This window comes from Pseudomonadota bacterium, from assembly GCA_036339585.1.
Taxonomy (GTDB): Bacteria; Pseudomonadota; Alphaproteobacteria; order UBA8366; family UBA8366; genus UBA8366.
The window spans coordinates 326,660-342,573 of the sequence record JAYZAS010000001.1; the positions used below are offsets into that span (position 1 = coordinate 326,660).

The following is a 15,914-nucleotide window of genomic DNA, read 5'->3' on the forward strand; positions in this document are numbered from 1 at the left end:
CTTTGACTTTGCATGAGACCCCACAAATAACCTAACCCTGATAAGCCCATACATTGCGCTTAAAATAGTTGCTATGTCATTAATTTTTTTTGGGCGGCTGAGGCCTTGAGAAAACCAGTTCAAACTCAGTGGATGCGGGCGCGTCTAGAATGTATCCATCTGAATTAAAATCTTTTAAGCCTTCCGCCCGGTCAACACGATTTTCCATGATCCAACGCGCCATCGAACCGCGCGCATGTTTAGCATAGTACATAAGAGACCGGGGTGTGCCATTTTTGATATTGAGGAATTTGGCAGTAATCACGGGCCGTTTTAACACATCGCGATCAACCACCTTAAAATATTCATTTGAGGCAAGATTAACCACAGTCGCGTCATTGTGGTCGGCAAAATCAGCATTCAATTCATCTGCGATGCGCGTCCCCCAAAACTCATAAAGGGACTTCCCTCTATGATTTTTCAACTTAGCGCCCATCTCAAGACGGTAGGGCTGTATCGCATCCAACGGTCTCAAAAGACCATAAAGGCCTGAGAGGATGCGTAAGTGCCTTTGCGCGTACTCCAACGTATCTTTTGAAAGACTATCTATCTGCAACCCCCAATAAACATCTCCGTCAAATGCGAAACCAGCTGGCTTTGCACTATTACTCATATTATCCAGATTGAACGCTTGGAACCGTTCATAATTAATGGCGGCTAATTTGTCACTTATGTGCATAAGTTCTTTTAAATCGGAAGCTGTCTGCTTTTTGGCAATACTTGCTAGTTCAACCATGTCATCAGATAACTGCGGTTGAGTAATAGGAACACCGATCGTAATAGGCTCCATATCAAGTTTTTTTGCTGGAGATAGTAAAGTAAGCATATGATTTCCTTTCCTCCTAACATCAACCCGGCCGGCCCGGGTTAGTACGCGTGGGTAGGTTGTGACCTAAATATGACACCTGCACACCAATATCAATTGTTTGGTGCACAAAACCTCAACATTAAAGTTGTACCTGCCGCCTTTTTTAATCGTTATATTACGACACAAATGCAGATAAGTTTTGTGTTTTTGCCCATCTTATTTGACAAAAGAAAAACCACCATTCGACCGAATACCACTTGGCTCTTTAAGTTGGTCTGCTTTTAAGAAAATACGAGATGATTCTTGTTTTATTTTCTCGTCTTCTCGCCCAAGAGAGTCGATTTCTAAATTTTTACAAACTACTGTCACACATAACTTCAATTAAATTTGGGCCTTTTTTATTGGCAAAAGCACTTTCAAGTGCATCTCTTAAATCTAAGGGATCTTCTATGCGGCGAGCTTCGACCCCCATAGACATCGCAAGCGCTGTAAAATCAACCTCAGGATTCTTGAAGTCCATACCAATAAAGTTATCATTTTTATGAAATGCTACCAGTCGCTGCTTTATAATTCTGTAACCGCCGTTGTTTACAATGATATATGTCATGGGAAGTTTGTGATTAGCCGCGGTCCAAAGCGCCTGAATGCTATACATTGAGCTGCCGTCACCTATGATAGCACAAACGGGTCTTCTGGGATGGGCCAATTGAACCCCAACGGCGGCTCCCATACCCCAGCCAATGCCCCCAGAAGCAAGTCCGTGATAATCATGCCTCTCACGATATGGCCAGAGGTCATTGAGAAACCGTGCCGCGGTTAACCCTTCATTTACAATAATAGTATTGCTGGGCAATGCTTCTGTTAATTGCAGCATAAGCCAATCGGGATTGATTGGAATGCCACTGCCTTCATTAGATATTCGGTGTGTGAGTTTCGTCCGTTTTGTAGACCAATTTTTGTTTAAGAGAGCTTTAAGACGCTCTTTCGCCAAAACGTCTAAAGCAGTTCCGCCCGTTTCTTTTAATAGAGGGATCAACGCTCGGAGTGTTTCACGGATATCACTGCCAATCGCCATTTCAGTTGGATAATTCTTACCCATCTCCCAATCATTCAAACCAATCTGTATAATGGGAAGATCGGCAGGCATAGGATCAACATCATCCCAAACCGACATACGCAGTACATCAGCTCCCAACACAATCATCAGGTCAAAAGCTTCTAGAATTGACCGGACTTCCCTCTGGTTGCGTGAAAGTGCACCCATAAAACATGGTTTTTCAGAAAGAAAATGGGAACCATAGGGTACTGTTTGCTGATAAACCGGAACTCCCAGCGTTATCGCAAAGTCCGCAGCCTCGATCAATGCGTTGCTCGTCACGATTTCATTACCACAAATCACTACCGGATTTTCAGCACGGAGTATACGCTCAGCAACACTGGCCAATGCCTCTACTGACGGCCTATTCCGCGTATCTATACGAGTTATCGAACCAATTTCAATTCCGGCTTTGTGGTTTAGAATATCACCGGGCAAAGATAGGAAAACGGGGCCAGTGGGTGGCGTTAAAGCAATCTTAGCGGCACGATGTATAATACGTGGCATGTCTTCTAGGCGAGTAATCTCGGTAGCCCATTTAACCAAAGGCGCTGCCATTGGCACCAACGGGTCGTAAAGCAACGGCTCTGTCAAGCCGTGTCCTAGTTCTTGTTGTCCCGCTGTTATTATCAATGGCGTTCCGGTAAACTTGCAGTTGTAGAGTGAACCCATAGCATTGCCGAGGCCAGGCGCCACGTGCACGTTGCACGCAACCAACTCACCCGTTGCCCGGGAATACCCATCAGCCATCGCAACCACAATCGCTTCATGCATTCCCATAACGTAGGTTAGATCTGGATGGTCCTTAAGGGCATGCATAATTGGCAGCTCTGTAGTTCCAGGGTTACCAAAAAGATGGGAAACACCTTGAGCTTTTAGCAGCGTAAGGAATGCCGATCGTCCGGAAATCTGGTTCGCAGCCATGACACGCCCTTTCAGGCAACAGAGAAATTAAAATATTGCTCTTATTATATCGCAATATTTATACATTCGCCTAAAGAGCTGAGTCTAGGCTGCTCTATCCGACACGCAAGAAGCCGTGATAAAGGTTTGAGCGCTCCCTAGCAAAGAACGAGAGTTAGTGAAGGTTTCTTGCACCCAATGCTAGCCTCTACCAATATCTGGTGACAGGCAAACTACAAGCTTATTGACTGGCAGAGAAAACCTGCATTGATTACCCTTCCCCTGCTTTTCAAAAAATCTCTCAAGCTGCATTAGCATATGATCTTTTTCCTGGGGGGCTACCACAAACGATGCATAGAAGAACCCTGCTACTTCCCTTGCTAAAACATCAGGCGTAGCATCCAAATAAAAGACCATAGGCTCGATTTCCACTTCCGCATCAGTAAAAGTTTGTTTCGCAAGTCGCGCGAGAGATGCCCCCTCACGTACACGAGGGTCACCCAAGTCGATCCCACCGTATCTAGGGTGCTGCTGTTTAACAAAAGAATAAATTATCTTGTGTAATTCATCATAACCTGGTGCGGTTTTGGGATCTCCATCCACAATAGCTGCGAAAACTCCATTCTTTTTCAGCACCCTCTTAACTTCCCGTAACACCAAAGGAACCTGGTCCATCAGTGTTAAAGCCCAATGACACAGAACAATGTCAAAGAAATCATCGTCTATAAAATGTAGGTCCTGTGCAACACCCACATACAAATTATTTTCTAATTCAGGGTTGCGTTGTCGAGCTAATACTAGCTCCTCAACACTCATATCAACACCAATTAATTCTGAGCTTGGTTCACACCGCTGTCGACATAATTCAAGTAAAACACCGCTGCCGCAAGCAAGATCCAAAATATGTGAGTGTCGTTTTGGGTCCATAACGCCTGCGAGTAATTCGTAACTGTTACGACCCAAACTGTCCCGGCACTTTAGGGCACAAGACTCTGCAAAGCCGGGATGATTACGATGAACCAATAAAAGGTGCTCGCGTAGGGATTCATCACTTGGCTGCTCTCCCCTCATCAGGCACTGCATCCAGTATGACTCATCGTAGATAGGTTTATTCATTATTAAGAGAGTCCATACTATTGAATCTAAGAGATATTCCCGGCAGTGATCCTGTTACGTATTGCGTATGCCTTTATGCGTGGCGTGGCGGTGACTGTCTTATTGAGAGGGTTCGCCTCATCCACCCGAAGACAGCAGCACAAATAAAAACGTACAGAGAAAGGACTAAAAATTGTGTTTCTAATCTAATACCAACATCAATCAACGCCCCCAGTAACGCTGGCGCAACAGCAGTTGAAAAGACCTGTAGCGTCACGCTCAGAGATCTAATGGACCCAAGGTTTGCAGTGCCATACATCTCAGCCCATAACGCTCCGAATAGGACAGTCGCCCCCCCAGCTGAAGCACCAATCAAGGCCATAAATACTGGAGCTACGTAAAACTCGTCAATACAGGCTATCAAGGCAAGGCCGAAAGCAAGGGGTAGCAAGTAAAACTGCAAGAGATACACCGCACCAAATCGATCTACCATCCATCCAGCCACTAGAGTAACTATCGTCGCACTTATCGCATAAAGCGGATAACAAGAAGCAAATTCGGGAAGTAACCATGACTTCATTTCGACAAGGTGGACCTGATGGAACAAAACGCCTGTGATGATGAAAGGGGGGGCGAGAAGACCAGGCAATAATATATAAAAACGTTGGTCACGCAGGACTTGCGCACGGGTCCAACACTTAAATCCTTCTTTTGTCTTTTCGGGTAATAATTGCTGATGCCGATCGAGGTTTCGTGATCGTAAAAGATGGCTACTCCAGAGCATAGCAGGCAACAGAATGATGAGTATAATAAGAGCACCGTGTGCCCAGATCTCACGCCAAGTCAAGAATGTTAAGAAAGTAGCAACAAGAATTGGCAGCAAGGCCTCCCCAACTGGGTACCCAAGCGTCGCAATACTAATCGCACGCCCGCGCTCCGCCGAAAACCAACGCGCCATAGCAGTGATTGCGATATGACCTGGAAGTGCTTGACCTAACAAACGCATTCCAAAAAGGGCCAAGCAGAGCACAAAGACTGAGTATGTGTTGGCTATAACTATCATACACCCGCTTAGACCTAATAAAGCGATAGCGCCAAGCAGACGCAAGTCATACTTGTCTGTTGATTTTCCAAGCCACAAGAAAACTATCGCACTGCCAAGTGTTGCCGCGGAGTAAATGGCCCCAAATCTCCCGTGAGATAGCTCCAAGTCATTTCGAATTTCCCCTGAAAAAAGAGCAATAAAAAAGGTTTGCCCAACATTAGAACTAAAAGCTAATAGGAACCCAAAAAAGAGAGCCGGTGCTGCGCGCTTCAACAAACTACAAGCATTCATACGATTAAAATAAATTCCAAAAAGTGCCATCGCCCCATGACATGATGAATTAAATGGCGGCGACCTTTATAAAAAATAGCATAACCTGTTGATCAAAGCGCCATATGCCATTTTGCAGACATTCCTTTAAATAAGGACCAGTCACCGGGCTTTTAAGCATAGCTTCAAGACCAATTGTATCGTCAAAAATACAGCGCTGCAGGTATCCTTCTACATGTTCACTCGCATTTTCGAGCGCAGTGTTTTGATAAGAAATCTGTTTGACCTTGAAATCTACTCCCATAGCCTTCAATGTTTCAGCTATTAACTCAGCGCTCGAAAATGGCACTCCCGCACCATCCTTAATGCCATTGATATAATGTCTGTAGAACCTCAAATAGTGCGAATTACTAGTAGCGTGAGCAATAAAGCCAGCGCCGTCCAACGCGAGAACAAACCTTTCTAGAGCAGCCTGAATCTCTTCTTTAGGTACCGCATAAAGCGCATGAGTAGCCCAAACTATGTCAAAAGCGCCTGGCTCACACGCCAACGCTTGCAGCGTCATTTCAAATTCAGCGCTGCAGTGGAATGGCGGAAAAAGAGCTTTCCGCGCTTCGGAAATTGAAAATGCCGATGGATCAAGGAGAGAGTATTCAACAGGCAATATACTTGCTTCAGACAAGCGGCCAAATTGCTTGAGTGCAGAGGGAAACTTACCGGAACCGCAAGCCACATCCAATAGCTTTAAATTGCGCTGACCAACCACTTTTTGGCGTTCTTCAAACCAATTCTTCCAATCGATGGCTTCAGCAAGGTGTTTATAGTCAACAGAGGCAAGAGCATAGAATCTGTCCATTTCAGCACGGCCAGCCTCACTCCAGTGCGCACAACTTCGTTGGAAGGTATCTGTCATTTGTTTAATCCTTGGCCTGCCAACAAATCGGGTTTAATTCACTTGCGGCTTTATCACCCGGACCAGCACCAGGAATAAATTTTCCCCAGTCACCTGACACCATTGTCGGCTTATCGACAATCCGAGCTCCATCTGCAAAATAGGTGCTTGCAAGCACAACTCTGCTTTGACTTGTTCTGTTGGAAGCCGCCGTATGAAAACTCCGGTTATGGTGGAAGCTGACCTCTCCGATGTCAAAAGCACTATCCTCGACTGCAACATTTTTTTTCTTAAAAACTTCGTTAATTTTCTTATCGTAACTTGTGTCAAATTTATTAAATTCAATATCCTTAACGAACTCAAAAACACTCAACGGTTTTGCAAAAGATAAGGGGCCCATTTCAACTGGAATTGGTTGTGCCGGAATCCAAGCCGTAACAACATCGTCTGTAGCTAGAGGAAAATGGTGGTCGTCGTAATGCCACGGTGTTCTGCCGCAGCCTGGCTCCTTGGACAAAATATTATCATGATAGAGACGCACACTATTTACATTTAAAAGTTCGGCACAAATCTTACCAATCCTTTCACTAAGCACGAAAGCTTTGATAAGTGGATTGTTAAGCCACGCCATCTCAAGGCTTAAGAAGCGATCACGGACATCACCATCAAGGGAAGACTTAAAAGACTCACCTAATAACCTAACTAACTCTTGACGTAATCGGACTACCGCCCCATGCGTCAGAATTTTTTTTAGTTTAATAAAACCATTTTGTTGGAATTCCCCTCGATCCTTACTCGATAAGGGAAAAGGGGTTCTTAACTCTTCGATGATGGCTTCATCGCTTGGCAAGTCTTTAACCTGAACAGAGGACATGGGCATTAGCTCGACTGGCTGCTCTTCGATGTTTTCAGCTAGTGTCACATACCAATCCCACCACGCTTGATTGTCTTGTTCCCAAGGCTGATTGACATCTGCTTGAAGAGCATTTTCGCCCACCAACAAACCAGCAGAATGCTTCTGCGTATCTTTTTTTTTCAAGGCTAACTACCTTTTTTTATGGGAAGTTTGTGTTCGGTGAAATGTTATTGAAACTCAATCTTCAGACTTTTATGCGGGTCTGATGCGGAAAGTAGAATCTTATAATATTAGGGTTTTGGCAAGTTAAAATCTATAACTTCATGCCAAAGGATCTAGCACTCTCTATGATGAGAAGGGCCACAAGACTTGGCGGCTTATTTAAAGTTCACATTATTTCACGATCAGGCCCGTATAATTTCTTTTCGCATTCTAAAAAAATAGCATGGCGATATTTTGGAAAGCCAGAATTGTTAAGTTCTCTTTTTATCAGACGGGCACATCAATCAAGTCAGCTAAGAGACCGGCTTGTTAACGATCACGCCAGACGCGGCCATTTCTGAAATTTCGTCTTCCGAGTAACCCAGTTCGGCCATTATTTCCCCGGAGTGTTGACCAAGACCAGGCGCCAAAGTCTGACCGCGCTCCCATTCGACAGAAAACTCAGTAGGTTGCTTCATAGTATAGACCTTGCCCTCAATTGGGTGCTCCTGCTGTCGAAACATTTCCACATCTAACATATGCGGATCGGACATCAAATCCTCAAAGGTATTGTAGCGCATAGCAGGGACATCCAGTCGGTCAAAAATCTCCATCCATTCGGCTGTCACTTTATTCTTCAAGGCATTGTTACGGATACTATTATACTCAGTCACATTTTTGAAACGGTTTGCGACAGAGTTAAAGCGTTCGTCTTCAATCAACTCAGGCCGCCCAATAGCCTCGAATAATCCGGCCGCTTGTTTCTGGGTGTTAGCAGCAATGCAAATGAAGCTATCTTTGGTCTCAATCGGAACTGCAAATTGATCAAGCACACGCAGGTCACCGCTGGGTCCGTCAGAATCAGGATAGATTAACTGTCCCATGTGCTCAATTAGGACAAACTCAGCCAAACTTTCAAACATAGGCACTTGCATGAAAATGCCTTCATTATCCCGGTTTCTATACATGAGGGAAACCAAAATCGCTTGGCATGCCATCAAACCAGTCAATCGGTCCGCGACGACCATCGGCATGTATTTTGGCCGCCCGCCTTGACGGTGATGGCAAGCGGCAATCCCGCCGGAACCTTGAATAACATTGTCATACGCAGGCCTATTCTTGTATTGTCCCTTTTGGCCAAAACCAACGATTGAACAATAGACAACCTTCGGGTTTAGTTTTTTGTAGGATGGATAATCGAGACCAAGCCGCTTTAACGCTTGTGGGCGAACATTGCTCAGAAAAACATCGTGGCTCTCTATGAGCTTTGTTAAAATTTCACCAGCGTTTTCGTGCTTCAGATCAATCACTATAGAGCGCTTGTTGCGGTTCAAGTTCATGAATTTTGGTGACAGCTCTCCAGACTTGGAGGGCCCGCCCATTTTCCTAAGTATGTCTCCTCCAGGGGCCTCGATCTTAGTAATTGAGGCACCATAATCAGCTAGGAATTGTGAGACATAAGGGCCTACAACAACAGATGAAAGGTCAAGGACTCTTACGCCATCGAGAGGTGGTTTCACCATTTCTACGAACTCTTATATTGAAAGACAAGAAGTGCAGAAATAACCGTTATTAAGACGACTAGGCAAATTAAAAATCGTACGATGTTTAAAAGCACCAGGGATTTGTTTCAAAATCATAGCGAGTGGACTACAAGCAATATAATTAAGCGTGCCGAAACTCCCTCAGATTGGGCATTTAAGAGGTGGAAGTATTAAAGATAGAATATAAATTTCAACCCCTAACCTTCAGGTGTCAAACCTGCAGGTGACAAAATGACTTGCGAACGAACGCAAAAAAGCCGCCCCGCAGGGCGGCTAAGGCATTGATTCTATTGGTCGCGAGGGCAGAATTTAAACCTACGACTTCCAGGGTATGAGCCTGACGAGCCACCAGACTGCTCCACCCTGCGCTAAAGCATTCTTGTTTCCGCACGGGCCGCAAAAATCTGCTGCATGTTGATCACAATAAGTTTCAATAGGCATCATAATGCGGCCTAATTAATTGACTTGGGGTTTACATAATTAACGCGTGACACCGATAAGCCGGTCCCGAGTGACGAGGGTTTCCATCTCCGCTTCATTCATGTCGGCTAAGTTTTTTGGCGGCTCAGGTAGTACAAGATACCGCATATCGGCGTTGCTATCGTGAACTATCAATTCCATGTCATCCAGCAGAATTGTACCGAATTCAGCTAACACCTTGCGAGGTTCACGGACCGCGCGAGCGCGATACGCCTTTGAGATATACCATGATGGTGGCTGGCCCAATATGGACCGTGGGTAGCACGAACACAGAGTACAAGTGATTAAGTTGTGTTTCTTTGGCGTGTTTTCGACGACAATGATTTGCGCTTCGCCAACATTGATACCGATAGAACCTATAGCCTGCTTGCCGTTCTCGAGTAGCTTCGCCTTGTAGTCAGGGTCGGACCATGCGCGCGCAACAATTTTTGCGCCTAGATGAACGCCCGGAGATTCAAGCTTCTCAATCTCTTTGAGAACCTCGGGTGCTGTCAATAAGCCATGCGCAACCAGGACCTCCTGCAGCGCGTCAATAATTATTTGTCCTTCTAGGTTTCCAGCATCATCTTCGACAACTAACGCCTCATGATTTTCACAGGAATTGTCGTCTATAGTATTACTGCTGGGCATTATTGCCTTCCTTTGCTGCTTTCTGCAGACGATAGCCAGTGGTCATAGATTTCGATCACTAAATGATCGTGCTCTGGGATCCCTTCATCCGGCCAAAGGTCGCCTTGAGCGAACTTAACACGATACAAATCGATAGCCGGACCTGCTGTATTTCCAATTGCAAGATCTTCGGGATTAAGATATCGGCCACAAAAATTGACAATTTCGCCGCGTTTGCCGCGGACATAGAAAGGAATACGCACATGGCCGGATTTGCAAAGATGTTTAACCTTGACCCAATCACCCTCGTGAAATCGCCGATAATGTGCCGCCATACCCATTAAGGGGTCTCCCCCCTAGCAACCTTTGACCAGACGACGCGTTTCTCACTAATTGCCGCATCCAATTCTTCGCGAGTAATCACCTGCTTTTCGATCAGTACATCGATCATGGCATCGAGTCGGCGACGGTAAAATGATAAAACCTTGTATTTCTCAGCCCCGAAACTCTCGAACCCACGACGCATTTCATCTAGCGAAACGATACGCCTCGTTCCATCGCCTAAAAGATTGCGGATTGCTTCCGTCTGCTTTTCCCAGTGCAGCCATGGCAACTCGGTCTTCGGAATTGCGCCAGCGGGGTCGCCGCCAATGTCATGATAGCCGCGAGGGCTGTTTTCGCTTTTATTTCTGCTATTCATACAACGTTCACCAACTCAAACATTCAATTCGACAGTTCATTGACCTGCGCTTCTTTTTGGAAAATTTTCAGACACTCGCTGCGCAAGTCTACAAATTCAGACTCCGTCAGGGTGCCAGCATCCCGCGGCCGCGGCAGCGGGTTTTCGATCAAGGCCGCCACTTGGGTCGGACGCCTTGAAAGCAAAAGGACCTTGTCAGCCATTTGCACAGCCTCTTCAAGATCGTGAGAGACAAGGATCATGGTCGTTTTTGTCTTCTCGAAAATTGATTGCAGCTTCTCGCGCATGAGCAATGTCATTTCATAATCAAGTGCCGAGAATGGCTCATCCAAAAATAGCACATCGGGCTCAATAGCAAGTGCGCGCAAAATTGATACGGCTTGCTGTTGGCCGCCAGACAGCATATAGGGATAAGCGTTTAGGTCGATGCGAATACCAAAATCTTCGATAAGTTGCTCAATCCGACTCTCCTGTTCTTTCTTCGAATAACCATTCCGAGCCATAGGATAGCGAATGTTGTCGATGGCTCGGCGCCAGGGGAATAATGCCTCTCGATAATTTTGAAAAACATAAGATATGCTTGTTTCCGCGATCGTCCTACCGTCGTATAGCACACTGCCGCCGTCGCGCGGCATCAACCCCGATATCATATTAATCAAAGTACTTTTACCGCAGCCGTTTGGGCCGAAGACACTGGTGAAAGTGCCAAGTTCCAGTTCAAGATCGAACCCATCGTAAACGACCCTCCTGCCAAATGACTTTTGCAAACTCTTAATCACAAGTTTGCCGCGGCGACGAACAGCTTTGACCTTTGCCACGGTGTCAGTTTTTGCCATAGACATAATTTGATCCATAACCTTTGGGCGATGTAACATTAACAAGTTTATTGGAGACATCCTACCGAGAAAGCACACCCCTCGCACCCCATAATTTGTGCGCGCGGGGAGACACAGTAACATGTGCCTCCCAGCCTACAATCGGTTTTAGCTATCTCCAAAATCGCTCATTTTGAGGATTTTCGTGCGTACATTCATTTTCTTCTTCATGACTCCTTCAGAAAAAAACACATCGACAAACGCTTGATAAGAGTTAAGGTCAGTCTCGTTCAGATCAGAGAAGCTCCGTAGGTATGGCTTCGCGAGTAAGTCCAGTTGGGTATTTCGAATCGCCGTGTATTTCGGAATGATTGTCTTGTATTTGTCGAAGTCAGCCATCGCCAGCGCGGTTGCTTTATCAATGATCTTAACGATCTTACGCGCAACGCTTGGGCGTTCTTTGATGAACTTCATTGTCAGGACAGCGGCACCTGAATAGAACGGATCGGCAATCACCATGGCGACTGGGTTGACAACGGCACGATCGACGCCGTCAGTTGCCGCTGCAATTGACCCCACGGGTTCTAGCGACAGTGTTGCGTTAACGCTACCGCCAAGCACCGCGGGCACCTGCTGCGGCACGGCAAGGTCGACCAGCTTGACGTCTTTGTTTGGATCAAGGCCGGCCGATCTAACAAGGTGCTTCGTTATAGTTCGCCATTGAATGCCGGGTACGTGGCCAATCGTGTAGCCCTTCAAATCGGCAAAGCTTTTGATCGGGGAACCTGTTTTAACAATTAAGCCGTCGTTTATGAGATTGACTTTAATGCCGCCGCCTTGCAAACCGAAAACTTTGAACGTTCCTGGAAACTTTTCTTCAGCGAGCATAGCAATACCTGCAGCCGCACCTGGCGGGCCGAAATCGGCGCGCCCACCCACCAAAGCGTCGATAATATGATTAGGCGACTGCATTTTATTAGATTTGACCTTTATGCAAGCTTTTTCGAACAGATTCTCTTCTGTTGCCACGTAATAAGCTGTGGTTTGCATTATAGGGAGCCACGCGGAAGTGACCTCTTCGTATTTATCGCACGCGGCATAGGTAGGCCCTGCGCCGAGAATAGTAAGAAGGCCAGTTACGGCGAAAATTTTCCTTAGCATTTATTACTTTCCTTTTCTGTTAGCATTAAGATTGACTAAATATGCATTCGCAGGTGTCAGTGTCCGGACCAGTGAACGAGTCGCTTCTCAATGGCGAGAAATAAGACGTTGAGGCCATACCCCATTGCCCCCGTAACGAGGATAGAACCATACATGTCAGTTAGGTTGTAAGAGATCTGGGCGTCGATAATTCTGTGCCCAAGACCATCCGTAGCGCCGATAAACATCTCGGCCACGATGATGACAACGAGCGCGATTGATATCCCGGTGCGGACGCCGACAAAAGTTTGGGGTAACGTTTCAAAAAATATTACATCGAAAAAGATACGAAGTGGGGACGCCCCCATGGATTTAGCCGCTAACATCCGGGTACGGCGCGCGTTCATGACCCCATAGGCGACATTAAAAACGACGATGAGCCAACCGGCGAACGCCGCTACCGCAATTTTCGAAAAGTCACCTAACCCAAAGAGTAGCAGGAACAGCGGAAACATGGCTGTCGCTGGCGTCGATCTGAAAAAATCGATGATAAATTCAACTGATCTGTAAACCTTTTCATTGACACCGAGTACAATACCGATGGGGACACCGCCAATGGTCGCAAGGGCAAAAGCGTAAAAAACACGTTCGAATGTATACCAAAAATCCTCCATCATATTACCAAAGACGATGTTGTTCCCGGTATCTGCCAAGGTGGCGAAGGGTGAGGGCAGCAATTTAGAATCAACAAGTTGGAATTCGTATGCAATCCACCAAACGGCGACTAATACAAGGGGGCCGGTTATCATTATAGAGAGAGAAGAGATCATCGGCCTGAATGAGACCCACTCTTCACCCCAATGCTTCCGCGACTTGGTGCTTTTGGCAGAATGGCTTGTGTCAAAAGACATAATTTTTGCTCTCCGGCATTACAGGTTCGGTGAACAGGCTATTTCTTTAGGCTTTATACGTGTATACGTGACAAGTGTTGCTGTCTGCTGTTAATTTTGACTATTACTGGTGCAAAAATTCGTACATAAACCGTTTCGGCATTCCAGTGAGGTTGTGGGATTGATGGATAAAGCCTTTATAAACTTTAAGTATATTGACGCGATTGTCCGGGCAGGGTCCATCCGGCGCGCAGCGGAGGCACTTTCGATCACTCCTTCGGCCCTTAACAGGCGACTCATATCCATAGAAGACGAACTTGAAGTACAGATATTTGAAAGATTGCCACGCGGAGTGCGTTTAAATGCAGCGGGCGAAATTCTGATCCAGCATATACGAACGCAACTGTCTGACTTCGAAAGAATAAAATCGCAAATTGCCGATTTATCTGGTTTTCGGCGCGGCGAAGTGACAATCGCTTGTAGCCAAGCACTGTTGCCATTTTTTCTTCCTGAACAAATCGATCGGTATCGAACTGAACACCCAAGGATTCAGGTTTGTGTTTTGCCAAGGGATCGGTCCTCTGCGGAGGCCGCCTTAGCGGATTTCACCGCCGACCTCGCAATCGTCTTCGAGCCTATCAAAATGTCTGATTTCCACCCGATAATCACCGTTCGCCAAGAAATTCTTGCAGTCATGGATAGATCTCACCCGCTGGCAAGAAAAACTAAATTACGACTTCACGACTGTCTGGAATACCCATTGGCGCTGCCAACGAAGGCCTACGGTGTCAGATGGCTATTTGACCAAGCGATTGCCAAACTCAACCAATCCATATTGCCATCCTTGGAGTCGGATAGCTTTGAGTTCTTGCGCATGGCTGTTAGCAACACAGACCTAATAACGCTTCAGATAGAAGTTGGTTTGGCTGCGAATGAAACCGAAAAATCAGTCATAAGCCGACCGATTGCCTCCTCAGATATAGCAACTGGACTTTTGCATTTTGGGCATCTACGCGGCCGTGTTCTCTCTGTCGCGGCAGCAAAATTTGCCACGCAATTGGCACAGGTTTTATCCAAAAGATATCAATCCGTTTAGTCGGCTCAGACAGAACCAGCCTAAGATAATTGATTATTTTTTTAATATATTTACTTTGCCCCCTTAAAAATAGCACAAATATTGATGGTTGCGCAGTTCGCCGACAAGAGCGAACATAGCCGTTTTCGATGATTTGCTGACAGAATTCGTTAGGGATGATAACAGACTAATGCGCTTTTTATCTGTATGAGCCCAATTCGATTACCGTTGGGCTCGTGTGCTGCTGTTCTATAGCTTCCATAGCCTGATCAACAGCGGTAAGCATTTTATTAATCAGTTCTGTAAGCTCATTGATCACGCCTGATGGAGCGGGATTGCGATTGATCGACCAACTTCTTATCGTGTCGAGACGTACGTCATGGTAGGCCGCAGCCTCTCTGTGAGAGAGGCCTGCGACTAGCATTAGATGTTTAAAGATGTTCATGCTGTTTGCCTCTCGGATAGTAACTGGACATTATTAGTTTTCCCAACTAGCACTGTCCTCTACAATACAACTACTGCCAAATTTCAGGCTTCAATGTGCCAAGACTACATCCACTTTCTCTAAAAAACACACCGACCGTCAGGCGTCTGCCCTGCAGGTCACAAAATGACGTGCGAACAAACGTGCGAACAAACGCAAAAAAGCCGCCCCGAAGGACGGCTAAGTCGTTAATTTTATTGGTTGCGGGGGTAGGATTTGAACCTACGACCTTCAGGTTATGAGCCTGACGAGCTACCAGACTGCTCCACCCCGCGCCAGAAAAAGTGTTATAGAAAGAACCGCACAGGTAACGTGCGCATCTCTCTTATCCCTTGGCAAAAAAGAACACAAAATTAGAGCTCAGTGTGTTACGCACTAACGATTATGTCACTGTTGCCCAACTGCATGGAAGGCTTGGCAACGACCTACTCTCCCGCGTCTTAAGACGAAGTACCATCGGCGCTGGGGGCTTTCACTTCCGAGTTCGGAATGGATTCGGGTGTTGAGACCCCCGCCAGGGCCACCAAACCATCCATGAAGTTGGACGGGTTTTACAAACCAACGATGCCTTGCATATACTGTTTCTTATATATGCTGTTAGCAGATCGTCACGGATGATCTTGAAATCAAGCCAATCGAGTGATTAGTACCAGTTAGCTTCACACATTACTGCGCTTCCACACCTGGCCTATCGACGTGGTGGTCTTCCACGACTCTCAAGCGAGACCTAGTTTCGAGGGAGGCTTCCCGCTTAGATGCCTTCAGCGGTTATCCCTTCCGTACTTGGCTACCCGGCGGTGCGGCTGGCGCCACAACCGGTACACCAGAGGTACGTCCACCCCGGTCCTCTCGTACTAGGGGCAGCTCCTCTCAAGTCTCGAACACCCACGGCAGATAGGGACCGAACTGTCTCACGACGTTCTAAACCCAGCTCACGTACCACTTTAATCGGCGAACAGCCGAACCCTTGGG

Annotated in this window: 15 protein-coding genes, 2 tRNA genes and 2 rRNA genes; 1 reads left to right on the plus strand and 18 read right to left on the minus strand. The window is 46.3% G+C overall.

The window, feature by feature from the left end:
* Positions 1-79 precede the first annotated feature (79 nt).
* The 14 genes from yaaA to VX941_01625 all read right to left on the minus strand — a co-directional run bounded on the left by yaaA (position 80) and on the right by VX941_01625 (position 13,302).
* The gene (gene yaaA / locus VX941_01560) at positions 80-865 is read right to left on the minus strand and encodes a peroxide stress protein YaaA (protein ID MEE2932095.1); all 786 of its coding nucleotides are present in this window, start codon (positions 863-865) and stop codon (positions 80-82) included.
* 334 nt (positions 866-1,199) lie between these two features.
* Complete coding sequence (locus VX941_01565; protein ID MEE2932096.1) at positions 1,200-2,867, minus strand: thiamine pyrophosphate-binding protein; 1,668 nt, start codon at positions 2,865-2,867, stop codon at positions 1,200-1,202.
* A 180-nt stretch (positions 2,868-3,047) separates the two neighbouring features.
* Complete coding sequence (locus tag VX941_01570; protein MEE2932097.1) at positions 3,048-3,962, minus strand: class I SAM-dependent methyltransferase; 915 nt, start codon at positions 3,960-3,962, stop codon at positions 3,048-3,050.
* 73 nt (positions 3,963-4,035) lie between these two features.
* Positions 4,036-5,307: an MFS transporter gene (locus tag VX941_01575; GenBank protein ID MEE2932098.1), complete on the minus strand. Its 1,272-nt coding sequence runs from the start codon at positions 5,305-5,307 to the stop codon at positions 4,036-4,038.
* 19 nt (positions 5,308-5,326) lie between these two features.
* Positions 5,327-6,169, minus strand: coding sequence for a class I SAM-dependent methyltransferase (locus VX941_01580; GenBank protein MEE2932099.1), 843 nt, complete (start codon positions 6,167-6,169; stop codon positions 5,327-5,329).
* A 4-nt stretch (positions 6,170-6,173) separates the two neighbouring features.
* A complete protein-coding gene (locus tag VX941_01585; protein MEE2932100.1) occupies positions 6,174-7,187 on the minus strand; it encodes a phytanoyl-CoA dioxygenase family protein in 1,014 nt (337 codons plus the stop codon).
* Between the two features lie 332 nt (positions 7,188-7,519).
* The gene (locus tag VX941_01590) at positions 7,520-8,728 is read right to left on the minus strand and encodes a CoA transferase (GenBank protein MEE2932101.1); all 1,209 of its coding nucleotides are present in this window, start codon (positions 8,726-8,728) and stop codon (positions 7,520-7,522) included.
* A gap of 312 nt (positions 8,729-9,040) precedes the next feature.
* Positions 9,041-9,117, minus strand: a tRNA-Met gene (locus VX941_01595).
* Positions 9,118-9,229: 112 nt separating this feature from the next.
* Complete coding sequence (locus VX941_01600) at positions 9,230-9,859, minus strand: nitrile hydratase subunit alpha (GenBank protein MEE2932102.1); 630 nt, start codon at positions 9,857-9,859, stop codon at positions 9,230-9,232.
* Complete coding sequence (locus VX941_01605; GenBank protein MEE2932103.1) at positions 9,859-10,179, minus strand: SH3-like domain-containing protein; 321 nt, start codon at positions 10,177-10,179, stop codon at positions 9,859-9,861. The genes VX941_01600 and VX941_01605 overlap by 1 nt, the downstream gene beginning before the upstream one ends.
* The gene (locus VX941_01610) at positions 10,179-10,538 is read right to left on the minus strand and encodes a nitrile hydratase (protein MEE2932104.1); all 360 of its coding nucleotides are present in this window, start codon (positions 10,536-10,538) and stop codon (positions 10,179-10,181) included. Before VX941_01610 ends, VX941_01605 begins: the two co-directional genes overlap by 1 nt.
* 23 nt (positions 10,539-10,561) lie before the next feature.
* Positions 10,562-11,380 carry an ABC transporter ATP-binding protein gene (locus VX941_01615; protein ID MEE2932105.1) on the minus strand — a complete coding sequence of 273 codons (819 nt, stop codon included), beginning with the start codon at positions 11,378-11,380 and terminating at the stop codon, positions 10,562-10,564.
* Positions 11,381-11,521: 141 nt separating this feature from the next.
* Entirely contained in the window at positions 11,522-12,514 is a 993-nt protein-coding gene (locus VX941_01620) for an ABC transporter substrate-binding protein (GenBank protein ID MEE2932106.1), read from the minus strand.
* 56 nt (positions 12,515-12,570) lie between these two features.
* Entirely contained in the window at positions 12,571-13,302 is a 732-nt protein-coding gene (locus tag VX941_01625; GenBank protein MEE2932107.1) for an ABC transporter permease, read from the minus strand.
* A 265-nt stretch (positions 13,303-13,567) separates the two neighbouring features.
* Here VX941_01625 and VX941_01630 point away from each other — a divergent pair, with 265 nt between their 5' ends.
* Positions 13,568-14,479, plus strand: a complete 912-nt coding sequence (locus VX941_01630; protein ID MEE2932108.1) for a LysR family transcriptional regulator — start codon at positions 13,568-13,570, stop codon at positions 14,477-14,479.
* Positions 14,480-14,657: 178 nt separating this feature from the next.
* On the opposite strand, the gene VX941_01635 is transcribed toward VX941_01630, so the two are convergent.
* The 4 genes from VX941_01635 to VX941_01650 all read right to left on the minus strand — a co-directional run.
* Positions 14,658-14,903, minus strand: coding sequence for a hypothetical protein (locus VX941_01635; protein MEE2932109.1), 246 nt, complete (start codon positions 14,901-14,903; stop codon positions 14,658-14,660).
* A 237-nt stretch (positions 14,904-15,140) separates the two neighbouring features.
* Positions 15,141-15,217, minus strand: a tRNA-Met gene (locus VX941_01640).
* A gap of 137 nt (positions 15,218-15,354) precedes the next feature.
* Positions 15,355-15,470: ribosomal RNA gene (gene rrf / locus VX941_01645) — 5S ribosomal RNA — on the minus strand.
* Positions 15,471-15,564: 94 nt separating this feature from the next.
* Positions 15,565-15,914 (minus strand): 23S ribosomal RNA (locus VX941_01650); the annotation flags it as partial.

Excerpts from the sequence above, each read along its gene's own strand:
- yaaA (MEE2932095.1), bottom strand. The coding sequence starts at position 865 with ATGCTTACTTTACTATCTCCAGCAAAAAAACTTGATATGGAGCCTATT.
- VX941_01565 (MEE2932096.1), bottom strand. The coding sequence starts at position 2,867 with ATGGCTGCGAACCAGATTTCCGGACGATCGGCATTCCTTACGCTGCTA.
- VX941_01570 (MEE2932097.1), bottom strand. The coding sequence starts at position 3,962 with ATGAATAAACCTATCTACGATGAGTCATACTGGATGCAGTGCCTGATG.
- VX941_01575 (MEE2932098.1), bottom strand. The coding sequence starts at position 5,307 with ATGGCACTTTTTGGAATTTATTTTAATCGTATGAATGCTTGTAGTTTG.
- VX941_01580 (MEE2932099.1), bottom strand. The coding sequence starts at position 6,169 with ATGACAGATACCTTCCAACGAAGTTGTGCGCACTGGAGTGAGGCTGGC.
- VX941_01590 (MEE2932101.1), bottom strand. The coding sequence starts at position 8,728 with ATGGTGAAACCACCTCTCGATGGCGTAAGAGTCCTTGACCTTTCATCT.
- VX941_01600 (MEE2932102.1), bottom strand. The coding sequence starts at position 9,859 with ATGCCCAGCAGTAATACTATAGACGACAATTCCTGTGAAAATCATGAG.
- VX941_01605 (MEE2932103.1), bottom strand. The coding sequence starts at position 10,179 with ATGGGTATGGCGGCACATTATCGGCGATTTCACGAGGGTGATTGGGTC.
- VX941_01610 (MEE2932104.1), bottom strand. The coding sequence starts at position 10,538 with ATGAATAGCAGAAATAAAAGCGAAAACAGCCCTCGCGGCTATCATGAC.
- VX941_01615 (MEE2932105.1), bottom strand. The coding sequence starts at position 11,380 with ATGTCTATGGCAAAAACTGACACCGTGGCAAAGGTCAAAGCTGTTCGT.
- VX941_01620 (MEE2932106.1), bottom strand. The coding sequence starts at position 12,514 with ATGCTAAGGAAAATTTTCGCCGTAACTGGCCTTCTTACTATTCTCGGC.
- VX941_01625 (MEE2932107.1), bottom strand. The coding sequence starts at position 13,302 with ATGATAACCGGCCCCCTTGTATTAGTCGCCGTTTGGTGGATTGCATAC.
- VX941_01630 (MEE2932108.1), top strand. The coding sequence starts at position 13,568 with ATGGATAAAGCCTTTATAAACTTTAAGTATATTGACGCGATTGTCCGG.
- VX941_01635 (MEE2932109.1), bottom strand. The coding sequence starts at position 14,903 with ATGAACATCTTTAAACATCTAATGCTAGTCGCAGGCCTCTCTCACAGA.